15 protein-coding genes are annotated in these 17,835 nt (G+C 69.0%); 6 read left to right on the top strand and 9 right to left on the bottom strand.

Features of this window, described 5'->3' with window-relative positions; translation table 11 throughout:
- Nucleotides 1-72: 72 nt before the first annotated feature.
- Nucleotides 73-288: a hypothetical protein gene (locus D7Y21_RS32525; protein ID WP_121717748.1), complete on the top strand. Its 216-nt coding sequence runs from the start codon at nt 73-75 to the stop codon at nt 286-288.
- Between the two features lie 149 nt (nt 289-437).
- Here the strand turns inward: D7Y21_RS32525 and D7Y21_RS32530 are convergent, their stop codons facing one another.
- From D7Y21_RS32530 to D7Y21_RS32540, 3 genes are all read right to left on the bottom strand, one after another.
- Complete coding sequence (locus tag D7Y21_RS32530; protein WP_121717749.1) at nt 438-1,010, bottom strand: hypothetical protein; 573 nt, start codon at nt 1,008-1,010, stop codon at nt 438-440.
- Between the two features lie 222 nt (nt 1,011-1,232).
- A complete protein-coding gene (locus tag D7Y21_RS32535) occupies nt 1,233-1,949 on the bottom strand; it encodes a hypothetical protein (protein WP_147469436.1) in 717 nt (238 codons plus the stop codon).
- Between the two features lie 46 nt (nt 1,950-1,995).
- Nucleotides 1,996-4,521 (bottom strand): RND family transporter, encoded by a 2,526-nt coding sequence (locus D7Y21_RS32540; RefSeq protein ID WP_370039585.1) that lies wholly within the window; start codon nt 4,519-4,521, stop codon nt 1,996-1,998.
- Between the two features lie 380 nt (nt 4,522-4,901).
- Between D7Y21_RS32540 and D7Y21_RS32545 the strand changes: the two genes are divergently transcribed.
- The 4 genes from D7Y21_RS32545 to D7Y21_RS42405 all read left to right on the top strand — a co-directional run bounded on the left by D7Y21_RS32545 (nt 4,902) and on the right by D7Y21_RS42405 (nt 11,002).
- Nucleotides 4,902-7,391 carry an RND family transporter gene (locus tag D7Y21_RS32545; RefSeq protein WP_120567558.1) on the top strand — a complete coding sequence of 830 codons (2,490 nt, stop codon included), beginning with the start codon at nt 4,902-4,904 and terminating at the stop codon, nt 7,389-7,391.
- A 114-nt stretch (nt 7,392-7,505) separates the two neighbouring features.
- Nucleotides 7,506-8,186 (top strand): sterol desaturase family protein, encoded by a 681-nt coding sequence (locus tag D7Y21_RS32550; protein ID WP_233612368.1) that lies wholly within the window; start codon nt 7,506-7,508, stop codon nt 8,184-8,186.
- A gap of 168 nt (nt 8,187-8,354) precedes the next feature.
- A complete protein-coding gene (locus D7Y21_RS42400; RefSeq protein ID WP_199735534.1) occupies nt 8,355-10,355 on the top strand; it encodes an AHH domain-containing protein in 2,001 nt (666 codons plus the stop codon).
- Entirely contained in the window at nt 10,352-11,002 is a 651-nt protein-coding gene (locus tag D7Y21_RS42405) for a hypothetical protein (RefSeq protein ID WP_199735535.1), read from the top strand. Before D7Y21_RS42400 ends, D7Y21_RS42405 begins: the two co-directional genes overlap by 4 nt.
- A 40-nt stretch (nt 11,003-11,042) precedes the next feature.
- Here the strand turns inward: D7Y21_RS42405 and D7Y21_RS32575 are convergent, their stop codons facing one another.
- The 6 genes from D7Y21_RS32575 to D7Y21_RS32600 form a co-directional block, all read right to left on the bottom strand.
- A complete protein-coding gene (locus D7Y21_RS32575) occupies nt 11,043-11,624 on the bottom strand; it encodes a dual specificity protein phosphatase family protein (RefSeq protein WP_014393269.1) in 582 nt (193 codons plus the stop codon).
- 19 nt (nt 11,625-11,643) lie between these two features.
- Nucleotides 11,644-12,639 carry a hypothetical protein gene (locus tag D7Y21_RS32580; protein WP_121717752.1) on the bottom strand — a complete coding sequence of 332 codons (996 nt, stop codon included), beginning with the start codon at nt 12,637-12,639 and terminating at the stop codon, nt 11,644-11,646.
- Nucleotides 12,629-13,858, bottom strand: coding sequence for a GtrA family protein (locus D7Y21_RS32585; protein ID WP_370039589.1), 1,230 nt, complete (start codon nt 13,856-13,858; stop codon nt 12,629-12,631). The genes D7Y21_RS32580 and D7Y21_RS32585 overlap by 11 nt, the downstream gene beginning before the upstream one ends.
- A gap of 4 nt (nt 13,859-13,862) precedes the next feature.
- Nucleotides 13,863-14,798, bottom strand: coding sequence for a phosphatase PAP2 family protein (locus D7Y21_RS32590; RefSeq protein WP_120562548.1), 936 nt, complete (start codon nt 14,796-14,798; stop codon nt 13,863-13,865).
- On the bottom strand, nt 14,776-16,110 hold the full coding sequence (locus D7Y21_RS32595) for an inositol-3-phosphate synthase (protein ID WP_120562547.1): 1,335 nt from the start codon (nt 16,108-16,110) through the stop codon (nt 14,776-14,778). Before D7Y21_RS32595 ends, D7Y21_RS32590 begins: the two co-directional genes overlap by 23 nt.
- 430 nt (nt 16,111-16,540) lie before the next feature.
- A complete protein-coding gene (locus D7Y21_RS32600) occupies nt 16,541-17,062 on the bottom strand; it encodes a pyridoxamine 5'-phosphate oxidase family protein (protein WP_120562546.1) in 522 nt (173 codons plus the stop codon).
- A gap of 166 nt (nt 17,063-17,228) precedes the next feature.
- Between D7Y21_RS32600 and D7Y21_RS32605 the strand changes: the two genes are divergently transcribed.
- Nucleotides 17,229-17,723: a hypothetical protein gene (locus tag D7Y21_RS32605; protein WP_120562545.1), complete on the top strand. Its 495-nt coding sequence runs from the start codon at nt 17,229-17,231 to the stop codon at nt 17,721-17,723.
- Nucleotides 17,724-17,835: the final 112 nt, after the last annotated feature.

The following is a 17,835-nucleotide window of genomic DNA, read 5'->3' on the forward strand; positions in this document are numbered from 1 at the left end:
CGGGCGGGGGGGCGCCCGGTGGCGGAAACCCCCGGTCCACCCCAACCTGAGAGGGGAAAGGAGGCGTTCGTCATGAGCAAGAAAGACGTGTTGCACATTCCCTTGGAGGGGCTGCCTCCCTCGCCAGCGCGCGAAGCCGGGACGGAAGAGGATGAGCGGCAGGAGCGCCACGTGCCGTCCACCTTCGACCCGGGGGGTGGTCCCGGCAATGGCCCGGGTGACAACGGGAGCCCGCGCATCATCGAACCGGTGGGCCAGCCCTTTTCGCCGGGCGTCAAGGTGAGCTGATCACCCAGGTCGCGCTGTCACCATGACCCCGCTGACGCCCTCGCGCGTCGGCGGGGTCTTGTTGTTCGCGCCCGCGCCGGACGCTGGAAACGGCGAAGCGCCCGCGACCGGTGAAGGTCACGGGCGCTGCCGTGTGCACCCCGAGGGGCTTAGCGCGTGGTGCCGTTGTTGGGCGCCATCGTGCCGGTGGAGTCCGGCACCGGCGTGGTCATGTTGCCCTTGGCGCCGGAGTTGTTCGGGTCGAGCGTGGAGTCATTGGGCAGGCTGCTGTCGTCCGGGATGGCGCTGTCGTCCGGATTCAGGCCGGAGCCGCCCGTGCCCGGCTCGGTCATCTCGCCGTCGTGCACGCCGGGCTCGGCCTCACCGGTGCCCGCGCCGCCAGTGCCCGGGTCCAGGGTTCCGTCGTTGGTCGCGGGCGGCAGCGTGGAGTCATTCGTGTTGCCGGAGCCGCCGGTGTCCATGTCCGACGGAGGCAGCGTCGAGTCCTGCGACGTACTGCCCGTGTCGTAGCCGGAGCCGCCGCTGCTGGGAGGCGGCGTGGTGGTGGTGCCGGAGCCGGACGTGTCCGTGCCGGTGCCGCTGGAGTCCGTGCCCATGGTGGAGTCGGAGGCCGGCTCGGTGCCGCGCGTCGCGGACTGGTCCGACTTACAGCCCGTGCCGAGCGCGAGCGCCCCCGCGAGAACCGCCGCCACCGTCAGCTGGGTCTTCAGGAACTTCTTCATGTGGATTCCCCCGATAGGAGTCTGACTGCTTGAAAGGTCCTGGCTGCCTGCACGACCGAAGGTGAGCAGGCCCCACGGTGTGTGCAGGGGTGGCTCATCCGCCTGCCTGCTCGGGGGACGGCATGGGCGGCCGGAAGGGGAGGGTTGCGCGAGACGAGGAGGTCCTCCGCGCGCCACGCTCGCTGGCCCGGAGTGCGAGCCAGCGAGCTTGATCCGTGCGACTCAGGGGGTCGGGGGCTGATTCACGTTGCCGCCACCGAGCGGCGTCACGGAGTTGCTGGACGTGTTGCTGTCTGGCGGCAACGTGTTGCCGCCCGGCGACAGCGTGGTGGGCTGCGAGCCCGTGATTCCCGGCGGCGTCATGCCCGTGGCCGGAGGCAGCACGGCGCCCGTGCTGGACATGGTGCCTGTCGGAGTCCCCGGCGTCACGGTGCTGATGGAGGCGCCTGGCAGCGTGGTGCCGGGAGTCGTCGTCGCGGGCGGCAACAGCGCGCCCGTGGTGGCGGTGGAGCCCGTGGAACCCGCCACGGTGGAGCTGGTGCCGGGAGCCAGCACCGCGCCGGTGCCCGTCACGGTGGTGGCCGAGCCGGGCGCCACCACGGTGCCGCCGCCCGTCACGGTGGTGGCATTGCCGGGGCTGGGGGGCACGGACTGCGCTGCGTTGCCGGAGACGGACGGCTGGGTGCCGTACGGCTGCGGAATCACCGCGCCCGTGGACGTGCCGCTGCCGCCCGCGCCCACGCTGAGGGTGTCGCCAAGGGGCTGGGTCACCTGGTTGTCCAATGCGCCTCCCATGGGGGCGGGCGTGCCCGCCGGGGCCCCCGGGTTCGGCTGGCTCGTGGTGATGGCGCTCGCGGAGTTCGGATCCACCTGCGCGTTCGCGGAGCCCAGCGCCAGGGTGCCCGCCGCCACGCTCATCCAGATCCATTGCTGAGACATCGTTCCGCTCCTTGAGGCTGTGGGGCCGGGCGGTCGACGCCTCGGCCTAATGGGAGGGCGTGGGCCGGTGAGGACCCTGGCCATCCTTCATGAGTTGCTCACCCCGGAGGCGCGGGGGAACCGCACGGTGGCGCCGCTTGCGCTCGGAGAGCACCAGCAGCAACGCCGGGAAGGTCACCAGCATGATGAGCAGGTTCATCCCGAACCCCACGTTCGCCAGGGCGCCAATCGAGTTGAGGCCCGGGTGGTCCGCGAGCAGCAGCGCGCCGAAGCCCACCGCGCTCGTGAGCAGGCCGCCGCAGATGGCCTTGCCCGTCTCCGAATACACCCGCACGAAGTCGCTGCGCGGCGACGCGAGCCGCGTGATGAGGTGCACGCCCGCGTCCACCGTCGTCCCGATGAGCACCGGGATGACCAGGATGTTGAGGTAGTTGAACTCCATGCCCAGCAGCGGCATCAGCCCCAGCACCGCGAACAGCGACACCACCGTGGGCATCAGGCACAGGAGCGCGGTGCGCAGGCCGCCCAGCGTCGCCCACATGGCCAGCAGCACCGTGAGCGTGGAGCCCAGCAGGATGAACGGCGCCTCGTGTGACACCAGGTTCACGATGTCCGCCTGCACCATCGCCTCACCGGCCACCACCGCGGGCCGGCCATCCGGCAGCACCATCCCGCGGACCTCCTTCGCCATCCGGCGCATGGCCTGGCCGTTGGACTGATCCGCGGACGGATACACCAGCACGAAGCCGGTGCCCGGGCCGCCGCGTCCCTGGAACTGCTGGCGCACGCTGGATGGCAGGTCCGCCTCGGTGAAGGGCCTTGCCAGCACCTGCCTGCGCAGCTCCGCCAGTTGCCCCCGCTGCTCCGGGGTGAGCTGGCCTTCGGGCACGTCCTCCACCAGCTTCCCGATGTCCTTCAGGATGGCCTGCTTCTCCGCCTGCCGCTCCGGCACCAGGCTCGTGAGCGCCGCGACGAAGTCCACCGTGGAGTTCGCGCCCTGCTGCCGCTTGCGCGCCTGGAGCTCCCGGACGACCGCGGCCTCCTCCTCGCGGGAGTTCGTCAGCACCACCAGCGGGACCTGCGAATAGCCGATGAGCTGGTTGACGGCGCGGTCCAGGACGAACGAGCCCAGGCGCTGGTCCTGCAGCGAGCCGATGTCGTAGTCGAACCGCAGGCGCGGCAGCTGCGTGAGCAGGCCCGCGACGACGAGCGCGGACACGACGGTGAGCAGCCCGCGCCGGTGGGTGATGACGCGGCCCAGCGGCGCCTCCGTCATCTCCGTGGTGTTCGCGCGCGGCTTCCAGCCCCAGCGCGCTCCCAGCCCCAGCACCGCCGGCAGCACCAGCACGTACGCGAGGATGAGCACCAGCATGCCCACGCCCGCGATGACGCCGAACTCGCGGAACGCCGTGAGCTTGGACGTGCCCAGCACGAAGAAGGTGAGCGCCGCCACCAGCGCGGACACCAGCGCCGCGCCGCCCGTGTGCATGAACGACTCGCGTGTGGCCTGCTCGGAGGACCGCCCCTCTCCGCGCAGCGTGAGGTAGCGGCCCAGCAGGTGGATGCCGTGCTCCACGCCCAGGCCGCCCAGGATGGCGCCCAGGAAGGCCGTGAGCAGGTTCACGCGGCCGTACGCCACGCCCACCAGGCCGTAGGTCCACGCGAGGCCCGCGCCCACCGGCGCCAGCACCATCCCCACCGCGAGCACGCTGCGGAAGTGCAGGAACAGGTAGAGCAGCACCAGCACCGTGGCCACCGTGGAGGACACCGCCACGTCGCGGGTGATCTGCCCCTGCTGATCCATCTTCTTCTGGAACGAGCCGGTGATCTCCGTGTGGAAGCCCGGCCCGTACTTCGACAGGTCCTGCTGCCGCAGGACGCCCTGCACCTCCTCGACAATCTTCGTGGAGAAGGTGAGGTCCGCGGACGACACCTCCGGCTTGGCCAGCACCACCACGCGGCGCGCGGAGGGGTCCAGGTAGTAGTCGCTGGGGTGGCTGGACAGGCGCGTCATCGCGCCGCTGGCGTACTTCTCCTCCAGGTCGGAGAAGTCCAGCGGCGGGGGCGGTTCACCATCCAGCGACACGTAGAGCGGGTTGGCCTGCTCCTTCTCCCAGGTGAGGCGCGCGTCGATGCGGCGCTCCACCTCCCTCAAGTCCTCGGGTGACAGGAAGTAGAGCGCGTGGCTGCGGAAGAAGCTGCTGGGGCGGGTGATCTCCACGTAGCGGATGCCCGGCAGCGCCTCCAGCTTCGGCGCCACGTCCTCCGCGAACTTCTGGAGCTGCGCCGGGTCCCCGCCCTCGCCCACGACCACCACCCACCCCTGGGCGCCGAAGCGCTGCTCCAGCGTGTGGATGGCCTGCACGCTTTCGAAGGACGGGGGCAGCAGATCCACCAGGTTCGCGTTGAGGGCCAGGTGGCGCGCGGACAGCAGCCCCACGACGGACAGCACGAGCGCGCAGACAAGCGCCGTGAAGGGGCGGCGGTGGTTGTGCGCGGCCAGCGCACCCATCGTGCGCTCCATCCGGTGCATCCACGTGCGCTCCGCTGCTGAAGACGGGTTCGAGGCCATGGACCATGCCCCCCAAGCGGCGCCTGCTACCCGGCAGGGCGCGTGTCGCAGCAAAAGCTGGCCATACCGCAGTCCTCCGGCACCGCGGCGCGAGGGGTCGCTCCGCCCGTCCGCCAACACCGGAACGGGTGGGGCAAAATGCCTCAATACTCAGAGGAGAAGCCGATCCCCTGGCATGACGCGTGCCGGAGCGGCATACATGGCGCGGCCGGGCCCTGCTGTCTTTGTTCCCCGGGCCAGGCATGCGGCCAGTGGAGGCCCCGGGGCGATGCCTGGACGCACGGTGGCTCGGGGCATATACGCGAGAGCAGCCCGGTTCGTTCGGGCTCAAGGTTGTCCCCGGCCGTCACGGCGCGGGCTTTCAGCAGGAAATCACATCCATGAGTGAGACGCGGTGGTCCGGACGGTTCGAGGCGGCGATGGGCTCCCTGGCGGCCCGCAGCCACCAGCGACCCTGGGTGGCGTTGTTCGTGACGCTGATCCTCACGGGCCTGGGCACCTTCTTCGCGCGCGACCTGCGCCTCAACGCGGACCTGGCCAACCTGCTGCCCAAGTCGTTCCAGTCCGTGCAGGACCTGGAGAAGCTGCGCACGCGCTTTGGCGGCATGGGCAACGTGGTGGTGGCTGGCATCGGCGCGGAGCCTGAACAGCTCAAGCAGTTCGTGGATGACATGGCGCCGAAGCTGGCGACGCTGTCGGAGATCCGCTTCGTCAACGCGCAGCGGCCCAGCCAGTTCTTCGACGAGCACGGCCTCTACTACGTGGACCTGCCGGACCTGAAGACCATCGAGGAGCGCATCGACGCGCGCTTCGCGTGGGAGAAGGAGCAGGCCAACCCGCTCTTCGTGCGCCTGGAGGAAGAGGCGCCCCCGTCGCTGGACTTCAGCGACATCCAGAAGAAGTACACCGGCGGCGCGAACATGCGGCTCGCGGGGCAGGGTGGCCTGTACTACCTGGATCCGCAGGAGCGCATGGTGGTGATGCTCCTCAAGGCCAAGGGCTCCTCCGCGGACCTGGGCTACTCCAAGACGGTCATCTCGCAGGTGGAGGACTACCTGGCGAAGCAGGACCTGTCGAAGTACGGCCCTGGCTTCCACACGGCCATCACCGGCACGTTCAAGAAGAAGATCGACCAGCAGGCGGTCATCACCGGCGACCTGGCGCGCGCGTCCTCGCTGGCGCTGGTGCTGCTGCTGGCCTACCTCATCTTCCACTTCCGCAGCGGGCTGTCCGTGGGCCTCACCATGGTGCCGGTGGTCGCGGGCCTGTCGTGGACCTACGGCTTCGTGGGCATCGCGTACGGGCAGGTCAATCTGCTGACGGGCTTCCTCGCGGCGGTGCTGGGCGGCCTGGGCGTGGAGCACGGCATCCACCTGTTGGGGCGGTGGGGCACGCTGCGCTCGGAGGGCATGACGTCGGAGGAGGCGGTGCGTGAGACGTTCAAGCACACGGGCTTCTCCGCGCTCATCTCCGCGCTGGTGGCGGCGCTCACGTTCCTGAGCCTGTCGTGGTCGGAGTTCAGGGCGTTCCACGAGTTCGGCGTCATCGCGGCGGTGGGCATGATGGTGAGCGTGGCGTCGTACCTGCTCATCCTGCCGGCGCTGCTGGGGCTGGTGTCGCGCTGGGGCTGGGTGCCGCGCGAGCACCAGTCGCAGTCGGGGCCCATGGCGCTGCTGGCGCGCTTCCTGCCGCGCCGCTACCGCGCGGTGGTGGTCGTCATTGGCGTGGCGCTGGTGGGGCTCATCAGCCAGGCGTACCGGGTGAGCTTCAACTACGACTCCACGAAGCTGGATGACGTGTCGCTGCCGAGCGTGCGGCTGGACAAGCGCATCGACCACATCCTGGGTTACTCCGCGACGCCGGTGGTGGTGCTGACGGACACGGAGGGGATGGAGCGCGAGGTGGTGAAGCAGCTCCAGGCGCGCAAGGAGAAGTTCGGCAAGGACTCCACCATCGACTTCGTGGGCGCGCTGGAGGACCTGGTGCCGCGGCACCAGGAGGAGAAGCACGCGCTGCTCCAGGCCATCCACAAGAAGCTCCAGCGCATCGACCCGGAGCGCGTGGACAAGGCCCAGCGTGACGACCTGCTGCGCGCGGTGAAGATGACGGCCGCGAAGCCCTTCGTGCGTGAGGACCTGCCGGTGGGCCTGCGCCGCCAGTTCGAGCCGGCGGCCGGCCAGAAGGGCGGCGTGGTGCTCGTCTACGCGAACGTGAGCCTGTCGGACGGCGTGGGCACGAGGCGCTTCACCAAGGAGGTGCGCAACCTCCAGATGCCGGACGGCAGCCAGGTGTCCGCGGCGGGCGAGGCGCTCATCCTGGCGGACATCCTGGACATGGTGGCCTCCGAGGGGCCGCGCATCCTGGTGGCCGCGGTGGTCAGCGTCTTCCTGGCCATGTGGCTGACGCTGGGCTCCTTGCGCAACGCGGTCATCTGCATGCTGCCCACGCTGCTGTCCATCGCGGCGCTGGTGGGCCTGATGTCCATCATGGGCCTGCAGTTCAACTACCTGAACATCGTGGTCATCCCGGTGCTCATCGGAACGACGGTGGACGCGGGCGTGCACCTGATTGAGCGCCTGGGCGAGCCGGGCGCGGACTTCACCACCGTGTACGCGGAGACGGGCCGGGCCATCACGGGCGGCCTGCTGACGAGCGCCATCGGCTTCCTGGCGCTGGTGTTCGCCAAGCACCCGGGCCTCAACTCCATTGGCGACCTGGCCAACCTGGGCTTCGCGGTGAACATGGTCATCGTCCTGGTGGGCTTCCCGGCGCTGCTCCTGTTGGTGGACCGCTGGCGCAACAAGCACAGCAGCGCCACGTCGACCCCGGCGGCCGGCGACGACGGAACCGAGCGCCCCGCGGAGAGCTGAGCGCGGGGTGGCGGGCGTCCATCCGGCGCCCGCCTCCGTCTTCGTGCAGGCGACACTGCGGCAAGACACACGGGCAGAGGCATCCGGCGGCCCCCGGCCCAAGACTCAGGGTGAATGAGTCGCTCCTACCACCGACATCAGTCCGGCCGGATGTTCGAGAACGCCCTTCTCGAAGCCTGCTCGAAACTCCACCCCGCGGTGCCGGTCCTCCTCTACGTCCCGCTCACGGTGGGGCTGCTCGGGTGGGGGCTGTACGGGGGACGGACGACGGTGGGGGCGAGCGTGCTGTTCGTGCCGCTGGGTCTGCTGACGTGGATCCTCATGGAGTACTGCATCCACCGGTTCTTCTTCCACTGGGAGGGCAAGGGGGCGGTCACCCGGCGGGTGCATGAGATTGCCCACGGCTACCACCACAAGTACCCGGACGATTCGCAGCGCCTGGTGATGCCGCTCATCGTCACCGTCCCGCTGTCCTCGCTCATCGGCGGGCTGCTGTGGCTGGTGGGTCGCCCGGCGCAGATGCTTCCGTACTTCGTGGGCATCGTCTGGGGCTACGTGGCCTACGACACCCTCCACTGGGCCACGCACCACCGCACGCCGCGCACGGCCTGGGGCAGGGCGCTGCGCGCGCACCACATGGCGCACCACTTCGCGACGCCGGACCGCAACTTCGGCATCAGCAACCGGTGGATGGACATGCTGATGGGCAGCGGAGGACGGCGGCCCAAGCGCGAGGGGACGATGGCGTCTGGTGAGGACGCCGGCTCCGAGGAGCGCTCCAGCCTGAAGGCGTGAGCCGCCGCCGGGTCACCCGTGTCGGTCCGCAGCCCCGCCGAGACCGAGGCCCGCATCCAGCAGGCGACCGCCGCGCAGCGGCTGCAAGTCTTTGTCATTCCCACCCGGCCGGTTCTTCACTCGCGGCCCGGGTGGCTGAATCCTCTCAGTCCCGAGACTGGGGGGAACATGACGATTCAGTTCGGATTCATCGACCAGGGTGATGGCGCCAACCTGCGGACGCTCCCCGCGGAGATGAAGGGCTCCACCTGTCTGACGCCAGCGCCCCTGCCTCCGGGCACGCGGGTGAGCGTCATCCGGGACCATGCCCAGGCACCTGGCTGGTCCTACGTCTCGACCGTGGTGGGGGGATACCTGCTGCAAGGCTATGTGCAGACCTTGCGCATCACGACGCAGCTGCCGGAGCCCGCGGCGACGCTCTACCAGGTCCGTCCAGGGGACCGCCTGGAGCCCATCGCCGCGCGCATCTACCGGCAGGCCATCCAGCCGGGGCGGGACCTGCGCTTCTACGAGAATGTCATTCATCACGTGAACGTGAAGAGTGGTCGCAAGGGGGTCCAGCGCGTCGACGGTGACGTCCGGCTGGTCGCGGGCGAGCGCATCTGGCTGGTGAGCATCGCCTTCGCCAACCAGCTCCAGGGAATCGTGTCGAGCGGCTCCATCACCCACGAGGCGATGGTCCAGGCGCGCAAGGCCGCCCGGCATCTGGAGGACGTCCTCACCTCCGTGCGGCAGGCGGACCAGTACTTCGGAGAGGTCACAGGCCAGTACGGCAAGGCCATCCTGGACAACTGGCTGGAGATCTCCGCGATGGTGGTGGGCTTCATCGCCGCGGAGGCGCTATCCACCTTCCTGGCGGCGACGCCCACCGGCGTAGGGCAGCTCGCGGCGGCGCTCATCCAACTGGGCCTGGCGGCGTTCGGAGCCCATGGCCTCATCGAGGCCGGAGGAGAGGCCCTGAAGCACGCGCAGCTGTGGCTCACCCAGGCCTGGGAGGCCAATGGCTCCGCGGAGAAGCTGAAGGAGGCCAGCAAGTCCTTCCTCCGGATGCTGGTGAGCATCGCGATGGCCGCGCTGGCGCTGATGGGCGTGAAGACCAACGCGGGACGTGGGCTCAAGCTGATGACGTCCGTGAGGATCACCCCGCCTCGCTTCTACATGATGGCGTCGGCGGGTCCGGGAGGTGCCTACGCGGGCGTCCCCGTGTTCCAGCCGGGCTCCATCACTGCAGCTCCGTCTGTCCCGCTGCCCTTCAATCCCTGGGGCTCCGGCGCACCGTTGTTGTCGAAGGCGGTCGAGGAGGGCGGGACGTCCAGGCCGGACTCCGAGCCCACCTTGACCGAGCGCATGCTCAGTGACGCCGAGTTGGAGAAGCTGCTGGAGAAGCTCCCCAATTGGGACAAGCTCAAGGACTTCGTCGGACGCCGCATCCCGCAGGAAGGAACGCCGGAGTTCAACGCCTTCAAGCAGGAGCTCCAGGCTGCCGGCTACCGCCTGGAGAAGTTGAGCTCGGAGTCCCAGCCCTACCGGCTGCGCCGTCCGGACGGGAAGGCCCTGGGCGACGAGTACGGGGCACTCACGGTGACCCAGGATGGGCTGGTGGTGCTCAAGGCCGACAAGGGCACGATCCGCCTCAGTATCTTCACCCGCTATCGGAAGAACTACCTGGACTGGGTGGAGAAGACCCAGGGCCCGGCGGCTCGGGCGGCGGCGGAGGTCCGGCTCTCCGCTGGCCATCCCATGCACCACCTCATCCCCGACGAGATCGCCCAGAAACACCCGCTGATCCGCACCGCCATGGAGCGGCTCAAGGGCTACACGATTGACCGCGGGTCGAACATCCTCGACATGCACTCCGGGCTCAACGTGGAGGGCCAGCTCATCCACTCGGGCAGCCATCCCCTCTACAGCAAGTTCGTGCGTGCCCGGCTTGAGGCCGCCTGGGACAATCTGTCCAGGAAGGGCGGCCCCCCCTCCAGTTGGACGCCCAAGCTCATCGAGGAGGCCATCCTCAAGGTCGAGAACGAGCTGCGTCAGGCCATCCAATCCGGAAGCCTGAAGGAGCCGGTCATCAAGGTGATTCAGGAGCAGCGCGGCGGTAGGGTGCTCACGGGGAAGAAGCTGGCTTTGTTGGAGCTGCCCTCCCACGAGGAGTCACACACCACATGATGTATGCATTGGCGACGGATGTCTCCCACATCAAGGAGGATGAGGAGATCTATGACGCCCATCTCATCGAGTTTGACGGCTTCGAGTGCGCGACGTTTCGCGACCCCGCCATTGACTACCAGCGCCAACAGGGCGCGCCCGAGGTCATGGAGTTCATCGGCAATCTGGAGAGGATCGCCGGGCTCGACCACCTGTTCACCGCGCCCATGGGATGGTTGCTGCTCTCCCGGCGCATGGTGCGCGTGCTCGAAGCAGTAGGCCCGTTCCGCCACCGCCTCATCCCCACCATCATCTACTCAGAACGCATCAAGCACCTCGTGAGCAAAGGTTACCCCCGCAGGCGGACCTGGCATTCGGTGACGGACCCTGCGCTGAAGAACGAGGACTTCGTCATCCTCCAGTTGCTGGAGCAGACAGACTGCATCGACCGGGAGCGCACCCTCGTGAAGGGTGTGCCCTTCCACCAGTGTGGCGAAGAGCTTCTGGGCGAGGATGACGCCGAGCCACTCGTGCTCCGCCCGCCACCCGGAGGCTTCCCGCCCGTGTTCTTCGTCCCCGAGCTGGCCTACTACTGCTACACCGAGGAGGCGCGGCAGGCGTGTGAGCAGGCGGGACTGAAGGGGCTGTGGTGGCGCCCCCAGCCTTGAGCCCGGACGCCCAACCCCACGCCCGCATCCGGCACGGATCCTAAGCGGCCTTCTCCGGCACGCCCGTCCAAGCAGCCACGAAGTCCGCCAGTCCGCGCAGTTGCCGGTCGTTGAGCGTCGCCTGCCAGCGCGCGTGGCGCACCGCCCGGTACGCCTCCGGCGCGTCCCAGCCGCGCGCCACCATCACCGCCAGCCCCATCAGCGGCCCGCGCCCCACGCCGTGCTCGCAGTGCGCGTACAGCACGCCGCCCGCGTCCAGCCGGGGCAGCGCCCAGCGCACCCCTTGCGACAGCTGCTCCACGGACGGCGGGTAGCGGTCCGTCACCGGCAGGCTGAGCAATTCGATGCCCAGCGCCGCCAGCGCCTCGCGGTCGTCACAGCGCTCCGCGCGCAGGTCGATGACGCAGGTGATGCCCCGGTCCTTCAGCTCGCCGTAGCGCGCGCGGGACACGCTGCCGCCCACGTGCAGCCACGGGTTCACCTGGGACACGTTGAGGGCGCGCTTGCCGGGCAGCTTGGTGGTCCACTCCACCCCGCGCGCCACCACCCGCAGCACCTGCTTGCGCACGAACCCCCGGACCCCGGGGACGTGATGCACCGACCGCAGCAACGACTCGCTCACGCTGAAAACCCCTGCTCCGCTACTCGCCTTCCAACGTCACTTCCATCAACCCGTCCACCGGCGCCTTGCCCGGACGCTCCATCACGCCCCGCAGCAGGTACGTCACCGGCGAGCCCACCACCGGCCGCACCAGCCCGCTCAGCACGCCCAGAGACTCCACCGGCGCGCTGCGCTGGAGCAGCGACGTGCCCTTGAGCGTCACGGCCGGCTTGCCGTCACGGTCGGTGAGCTCCGCCCGCCACGTGCTCTTCTCCTTCGCTCCCGTCTGCGTGAGCGTGAAGGACTCCAGGAGCTTCGCGGCCCCCTTGTCCTCCCAGACGTACACGGGCGCGTAGTCGCCCCCATGGCCCTCGCGCCCCAGCACCACCGCGTACGGCGGGCCCTTGAGCGCGCGGAAGCGCACCCAGCGCTTCGCCAACTTCGCCGGCGCCACCGTGCTGCGCGAGTGGTCCGCGTACCCGCCGCCCGACAGCGTCACCGCCTCCGTCTTGGGCATCTGGAGCGTCACCTTCACGGGGCTGCCGGCCACCAGCACCTCGTGGCGGTAGCGGTCCTTGCCTTCCTCCACCACGGAGCCGTCCGTCGACCACGGCTCGGGCTTGCGCGCGTACTCCAGCGTCACCCGGCCGTTGTCCAACGGCGCGTCCACCGTCAGGCCCGTGTCCGAAGCCCGGGCGAGGCACGTGCCCAGCTTCAACGTGTCCGTGGTGGGCGCGTAGCTCCACTCCTTCGCGCCCACGCGCGTCTGTGGCGACCAGACCGCCTTACCCGGCCGCAAGACCGTGGCGCGGCAGATGCCCGTGCGCGACCCCGGGCCGATGTTCGTCACCGTCAGGTTCACCGTCACGTAGGTGCCGTCTTCCGTGTCCGCCACGAAGGAGAAGCTCTCTCCGTACCGGTCGCTGGAGTCGTAGGACAACCCCAGCACGCCACCCGCAGCCGCCACCCCAGGAAGCGAAAGCAGGGCCCCCACCCACAGGGCCCTCAAGCCGCGGGCGAGCGTGTCACGCCGCATGGGGCCGCTGCTCCAGGAGCTCGTCCGAGGTGTCGTTGAAGACGTAGTCACGCTGCAGCGGCAGGTTCCACGCGAAGTACACGACGCCGCGCACCAACCACCAGCCCAGCGTGTACGCCAGCTGCGGGTGCAGCGTGAGCAGCGCCACGCCGCCCGCGTTGAGCAGGGCGCTGGTCGCGCTCACCAGCGTGTAGCGCGCCAGCTGCGGCGCCACCGCCCCCTGGCTGCGGAAGGTGATGACCCGGTTGAGGGAGTAGTTCACCACGCCGCCCAGCACGCAGCCGGCCACCGTGGCCCACACCGGGGAGAGGCCCCCCCACTCCACCATGCCCAGCACCGCGGCGAAGTCCACCGCCGTGGCGATGGCGCCCGCCGCCGCGTTGAAGCCGAACAGCGCCACGCCCGAGCGCTGCTTCACCGGCTTCTTGGGCGTCAGGGCCCGCACCAGCGTGCGGAAGCGCGCCAGCGCCGTGACGTTGCTCAGCACGGCCACGAACACCAGGCCCGCCACCGCCAGCCAGTGCATGGGGTGCTTCTCCGTCGGCCAGAACAGCGCCTCCAGGATGGGCGACAGCGCCGTGCCCACGCCCAGGAACAGCACCCGCTCCAGCCGCTGCATCGCGCCGTCGCGCACGCTCACGCCCAGGCCTTCACCCTTGGCGCGCACGTACGGCACCAGCGAGGAGCCCATCAGCGCCCCCAGCGCGGGCAGCAGCACCCAGGTGTCCCGGTAGTACCAGGCCAGGCCCATCAGGATGGCGGAGTCCACGTACCGGTCCAGCACGGAGTCCAGCGCCGCGCCCGCGGGGTTGGCCTCCTTGCGGGTGCGCGCCACGCGGCCGTCCATCACGTCCAGCACGCCCGCCAGGAGGAACAGCCAGCCACCCAGCGCGAAGCGGCCCGCCGCCACCGCCACGCCGGACGACACGCCCAGGAGGCCCGACAGCATGGACAGCGCGTTGGCCGGAAGGCCCGAGCGCAGCAGCACCCGCCACAGCGGCTGGATGACCCAGAAGAAGTAGTGGCGCAGGAAGAAGCCCACCAGCACCGACTTGCCGCGCGTCAGCGTCTCCGCGTCCCGGGGGATGCCCTTGATGGCACAGCGGATACAGAAGAGCACCAGTCCCACGAGGAAGTACGCGACCGCGAACAGCGCGGGCGCCAGCGCGGTCCAGATGCGCGCCGAGGGGGACAGGTCGCCACTCAGCAAGGCCAGCATGTTGTCATGCACGGGTGTTCCCTCCAGACGGCAGGGTCATGGGCGCCATCCCTGGCGCTTCCACGGCCCGTCTTGCGAAGACAGCCCTCACGACCACGAAGGCCACGACCGCCGCGATGCTTCCCGCGAGCACGTCGAGGACGTAGTGGTGCGTGAGATACACGGCGGAAAAAGCGACGAGCAGCGCGAACAAGATGGTGCCCACCCGCCACGCGAGGCCCTTGTGCCAGAGGACGAGCACCATCATCAGCGGATAGGCCGCGTGCAGCGACGGCATGGCCCCGAAGACGTTGGGGTTCTTGGCGTAGAAGTTCGCGAAGTAGTGGATGCCGAAGAAGGCATCGAAGCGCGCGGTGCCCGCGGGGCTGGGCGGCGCCGACAGGTCCGCGAGTCCCGGCCCGTACTTCAGCACGTACCAGGGGGGAGCCGCGGGGTAGATCACGTAGGTGACCACGCCGATGGCGTTCACCACGAAGAAGGCCCAGCACAGCTGTTCGAATCTCGCGTCCTTCTTGAAGAAGAACCACAGCGCCACGAGGAAGACCTCGTAGAGGTAGGCCGCGTAGGCCCAGCCGCACAGCAGGTCCAACGGTGTGTTGGGGTGACGCGACCACCACTCGGGCCAGTGCGTGCCTCCCGGGGCGGGGAACAGCACCTTCTCCAGGTTCCACAGGTCGCCGGTGTGGATGGTGCCGCGCAGCCATAGCCACAGCGGCTGGCTGTCCAGAATCATGCCGGTGAGCCACAGCGGGAACGCGCCGCGGAGGAACCGCCGCGGGCCGGCGCCGGCCCAGGCCAGCACCACCAGCAGCAGGTCCGCCGCGACGTGCTCCCACCGGACTCTTCCGGTGGAGACCACCAACGCGAAGTGGCCCGTCGCCATGACGGTGACGAGCCACTTGAACGCGGAGGCGTTCTTATCGGGCGAGCGGGAGGTCATCCCCGTAGTAGTCCAGCCCCAGGTGGGTGATGGGCTCTTCGCCCGCGACGACGCGCAGCGTGTTCTTCAGCTTGGTCAGCTGGATGAACAGGTCGTGCTCCACCGGCAGGCCCGGGTGGGCCATGGGGCTCTTGAAGTAGAAGGACATCCACTCCTGGATGCCCCGCCACTCCAGCCGCTTCGCCAGGTCCATGAACAGCGCGATGTCCAGGACCAGCGGCGCCGCCAGGATGGAGTCGCGGCAGAGGAAGTTGACCTTGATCTGCATCGGGTAGCCCAGCCACCCGGTGATGTCGATGTTGTCCCAACCCTCCTTCGCGTCGCCGCGGGGCGGGTAGTAGTGGATCGACACCTTGTGCGAGTACTTGTTGTACAGCTCCGGGTACAGGTCCGGCTGCAGGATGGTGTCGAGCACGCTCGACTTGGTCACTTCCTTGGCCTTGAAGGCCTGGGGATCATCCAGCACCTCGCCGTCACGGTTGCCCAGGATGTTGGTGGAGAACCACCCCTCCAGGCCCAGCATGCGCGCCTTGAGCGCCGGCGCGATGACCGTCTTCATCATCGTCTGGCCGCTCTTGAGGTCACGGCCCGCGACGGGCACGCCCTCCAGCTTGGCCATCTCCTGCAGCGCCGGCGTGTCCACGGCGGCGTTCGGCGTCCCGTTGGCGAACGGCACGCCCTCCTTGATGGCCGCGTAGGTGTAGAGCGCCGTGGGGTTGATGTCCGTGCTGTTGGCGTCCAGCGCCTTCTCGAAGTTGGCCAGCGTCTGGAAGGCCTCCGGCAGCGGGCGGAAGGTCTCCACGCTGCTGCACACCACCATCACGGCGCGCTTGGCGTTGAGCTCCTTCTTGAAGTCCCGGATGTCCTGGCGGATGGCCTCGATGCTCTCGCGGTGCGTCTTCGTGGCCTTGATGTGGTTTGCCGCGATGCGGCGCACGAACTCCGGATCATGCACGCCCGGCTTCGGCTTGATGCCCTGGAGGAAGGGCTTCACCTGCTCCAGGTGCTTGTCGGTCAGCACGCCCGAGCGCACGGCCACCTGGTAGGCGTCCTCACTGATGATGTCCCACGCGCCGAAGACGACGTCTTCCAGCGTGGCCAGCGGCACCAGCTCGTTGAGCTTCACGGTGCGGCCGTCGGTGCGCTTGCCCAGGCGGGCCGTGCCCATCTGCGTGAGCGAGCCAATGGGGGCGCCCTTGCCCTGCCGCGCCAGCTCCACACCCGCCATCAGCGTGGTGGAAACCGCGCCCAGGCCCGGGATGAGCACCGCCAGCTTGCCCTCGGGTTTCGCGACCTTCTTCTTATTCTCCATCGTCCTGATTCCTTCGAATGGCGGGAAATCGCTCCGCCCAATGAGCGTCTCCGAGTCCGTTCCATCCGGCGCCGGCAAGGATGCCGGACGGAAGGTGGAAAATCTCGAAAGCGGATGGTTGATACTCTAAACCGTCTGTCACTTCAACGTGATGTGTGGACGGTGTCCGGCTCGTACCACGGCGTCGGCCGGCTGCATGACTCGGGCCGGGGCCGCGTTACAAGCCAGGACGAACGGCGCTGTCAGAGAAACAGCAACCAAGGGACAAAAGTCTCACCCACCACGGCGGGCTCACTCGGGTGCGCCTGCCGGGTGGGCCGGGGTGGTACGAGTCTGAGGCTGTCCTGCTTTCACACACCCCATGACACACGTGTCAGGTTTTAAGAGCGTGGGAACCGCCGGCCTTCCGGCGGCCCCGTTCGGGTTCCCGTCAGTTGCGGCGGGGGGCGCCCCGGTCGAGCTTCTGGTTGTCGCCCGGGTGGTACTTGTCGCCGGTGAGGACGGCTTTCACGAACCCGACCAGCTGGACCATCTTGCTGTTGGGTGTGTCCCAGTACTCGGCCTTCTCGACGGAGACGCGCAGGAGGGCCAGGTTCGGATCATCCAGCCCCTGGGGGAACCAGGCCTTGAGGGCGGGGTTCCACAGCTCCTTCGCCTTGGCCTTGTCGTGGATCAGCGAGCAGCGACCACTGACGGACACGTACCGGTCCCGCGTGGGGTCGGAGTAGGCGAGGCTGACGTGGTGGTCCTTCTGCACCTCGTCCACCTTGTGCGTGTGGTCGTTGGTGAAGAACCACAGCTCCCCGTCGAAGTCCTTGTCGTAGGTCCACATCGGCCGGCTGCGCAGGCTGCCGTCGGTGTCCACGGTCGTCATCATCGCGACCTTGATGCCGTGGATGAGCTTGCCCAGGTGCTCCACCACGTCCTGCGGACTCTTCGTCGTCGTCGTCATGTGCTCGCCTCCCTTGGGGGTTGAAGGTAGGCAGCGGCCTGGCAGCGAACATCGTCCGTACCGCCGGGTCGGCACCCCGGCAGCCGGGCGTGTGATAGGGGGCGTGCCGGGCCCTCTCGCTTGTTTCGTCCTTCGGAACGAGGCGTGCCGGCCGGGAGCGACACGGATGCTGAAGACCGCGTGGAACGAGTGGAGCCTGAAGGCGCTGCAACTGGAGACGGCCCTGCTGGCGCTGGAGGAGATTGAGCTGCCGGACGCGATGCACGCGCTCCAGGACGCGGCCCAGCAGAAGCTGCTGGAGCTGGCGCGGGCGTGGCAGAAGACGCAGCCCGCGAAGGAGCCGCGCCAGTGGACGCGCGAGGAGAAGGCGGGCGGCGCGCCTCGCGACGAAGAGCTGGCGGACCTGGTGAAGGGCTTCCGCGAGGACGGCAAGACGTGGACGCTCTACCGGCTCACCAGCGACAAGAAGGAAGTGGTGGAGACGTTGGTGTCCGAAGGGCGCGCGTGCATGGTGGCCGGTGGCGAGTACTACCTGGGCCAGTGGGACGCGGAGGAGGGCGTGCTGGAGGTGGGGCGCGACGACGAGGCCGGCGAGCCCGGCACCGGGCTGGTGCTGGAGCCGGGCGGAGAGCTGCGCTACTCGCCGTCACCTGACCTGTAGGCCGCGCCGCTCAGGATTCGAAGAGCTTCACCATCCGCGCGCGCAGCTTCTCGTCGGGGAGCCGTCCCAAGCCCGCCTTCACGTTGTCCTCCAGGTGGGCGGGGTCGGACGT

It is taken from the genome of Corallococcus sp. AB045 (assembly GCF_003668895.1).
In the GTDB taxonomy this organism is placed as follows: Bacteria; Myxococcota; Myxococcia; order Myxococcales; family Myxococcaceae; genus Corallococcus; species Corallococcus coralloides.

Coding starts and splice junctions, on each gene's coding strand:
- D7Y21_RS32525 (WP_121717748.1), top strand. CDS start 73: ATGAGCAAGAAAGACGTGTTGCACATTCCCTTGGAGGGGCTGCCTCCC.
- D7Y21_RS32530 (WP_121717749.1), bottom strand. CDS start 1,010: ATGAAGAAGTTCCTGAAGACCCAGCTGACGGTGGCGGCGGTTCTCGCG.
- D7Y21_RS32535 (WP_147469436.1), bottom strand. CDS start 1,949: ATGTCTCAGCAATGGATCTGGATGAGCGTGGCGGCGGGCACCCTGGCG.
- D7Y21_RS32540 (WP_370039585.1), bottom strand. CDS start 4,521: ATGGCCTCGAACCCGTCTTCAGCAGCGGAGCGCACGTGGATGCACCGG.
- D7Y21_RS32545 (WP_120567558.1), top strand. CDS start 4,902: ATGAGTGAGACGCGGTGGTCCGGACGGTTCGAGGCGGCGATGGGCTCC.
- D7Y21_RS32550 (WP_233612368.1), top strand. CDS start 7,506: ATGAGTCGCTCCTACCACCGACATCAGTCCGGCCGGATGTTCGAGAAC.
- D7Y21_RS42400 (WP_199735534.1), top strand. CDS start 8,355: ATGACGATTCAGTTCGGATTCATCGACCAGGGTGATGGCGCCAACCTG.
- D7Y21_RS42405 (WP_199735535.1), top strand. CDS start 10,352: ATGATGTATGCATTGGCGACGGATGTCTCCCACATCAAGGAGGATGAG.
- D7Y21_RS32580 (WP_121717752.1), bottom strand. CDS start 12,639: ATGCGGCGTGACACGCTCGCCCGCGGCTTGAGGGCCCTGTGGGTGGGG.
- D7Y21_RS32585 (WP_370039589.1), bottom strand. CDS start 13,858: ATGCTGGCCTTGCTGAGTGGCGACCTGTCCCCCTCGGCGCGCATCTGG.
- D7Y21_RS32590 (WP_120562548.1), bottom strand. CDS start 14,798: ATGACCTCCCGCTCGCCCGATAAGAACGCCTCCGCGTTCAAGTGGCTC.
- D7Y21_RS32595 (WP_120562547.1), bottom strand. CDS start 16,110: ATGGAGAATAAGAAGAAGGTCGCGAAACCCGAGGGCAAGCTGGCGGTG.
- D7Y21_RS32600 (WP_120562546.1), bottom strand. CDS start 17,062: ATGACGACGACGACGAAGAGTCCGCAGGACGTGGTGGAGCACCTGGGC.
- D7Y21_RS32605 (WP_120562545.1), top strand. CDS start 17,229: ATGCTGAAGACCGCGTGGAACGAGTGGAGCCTGAAGGCGCTGCAACTG.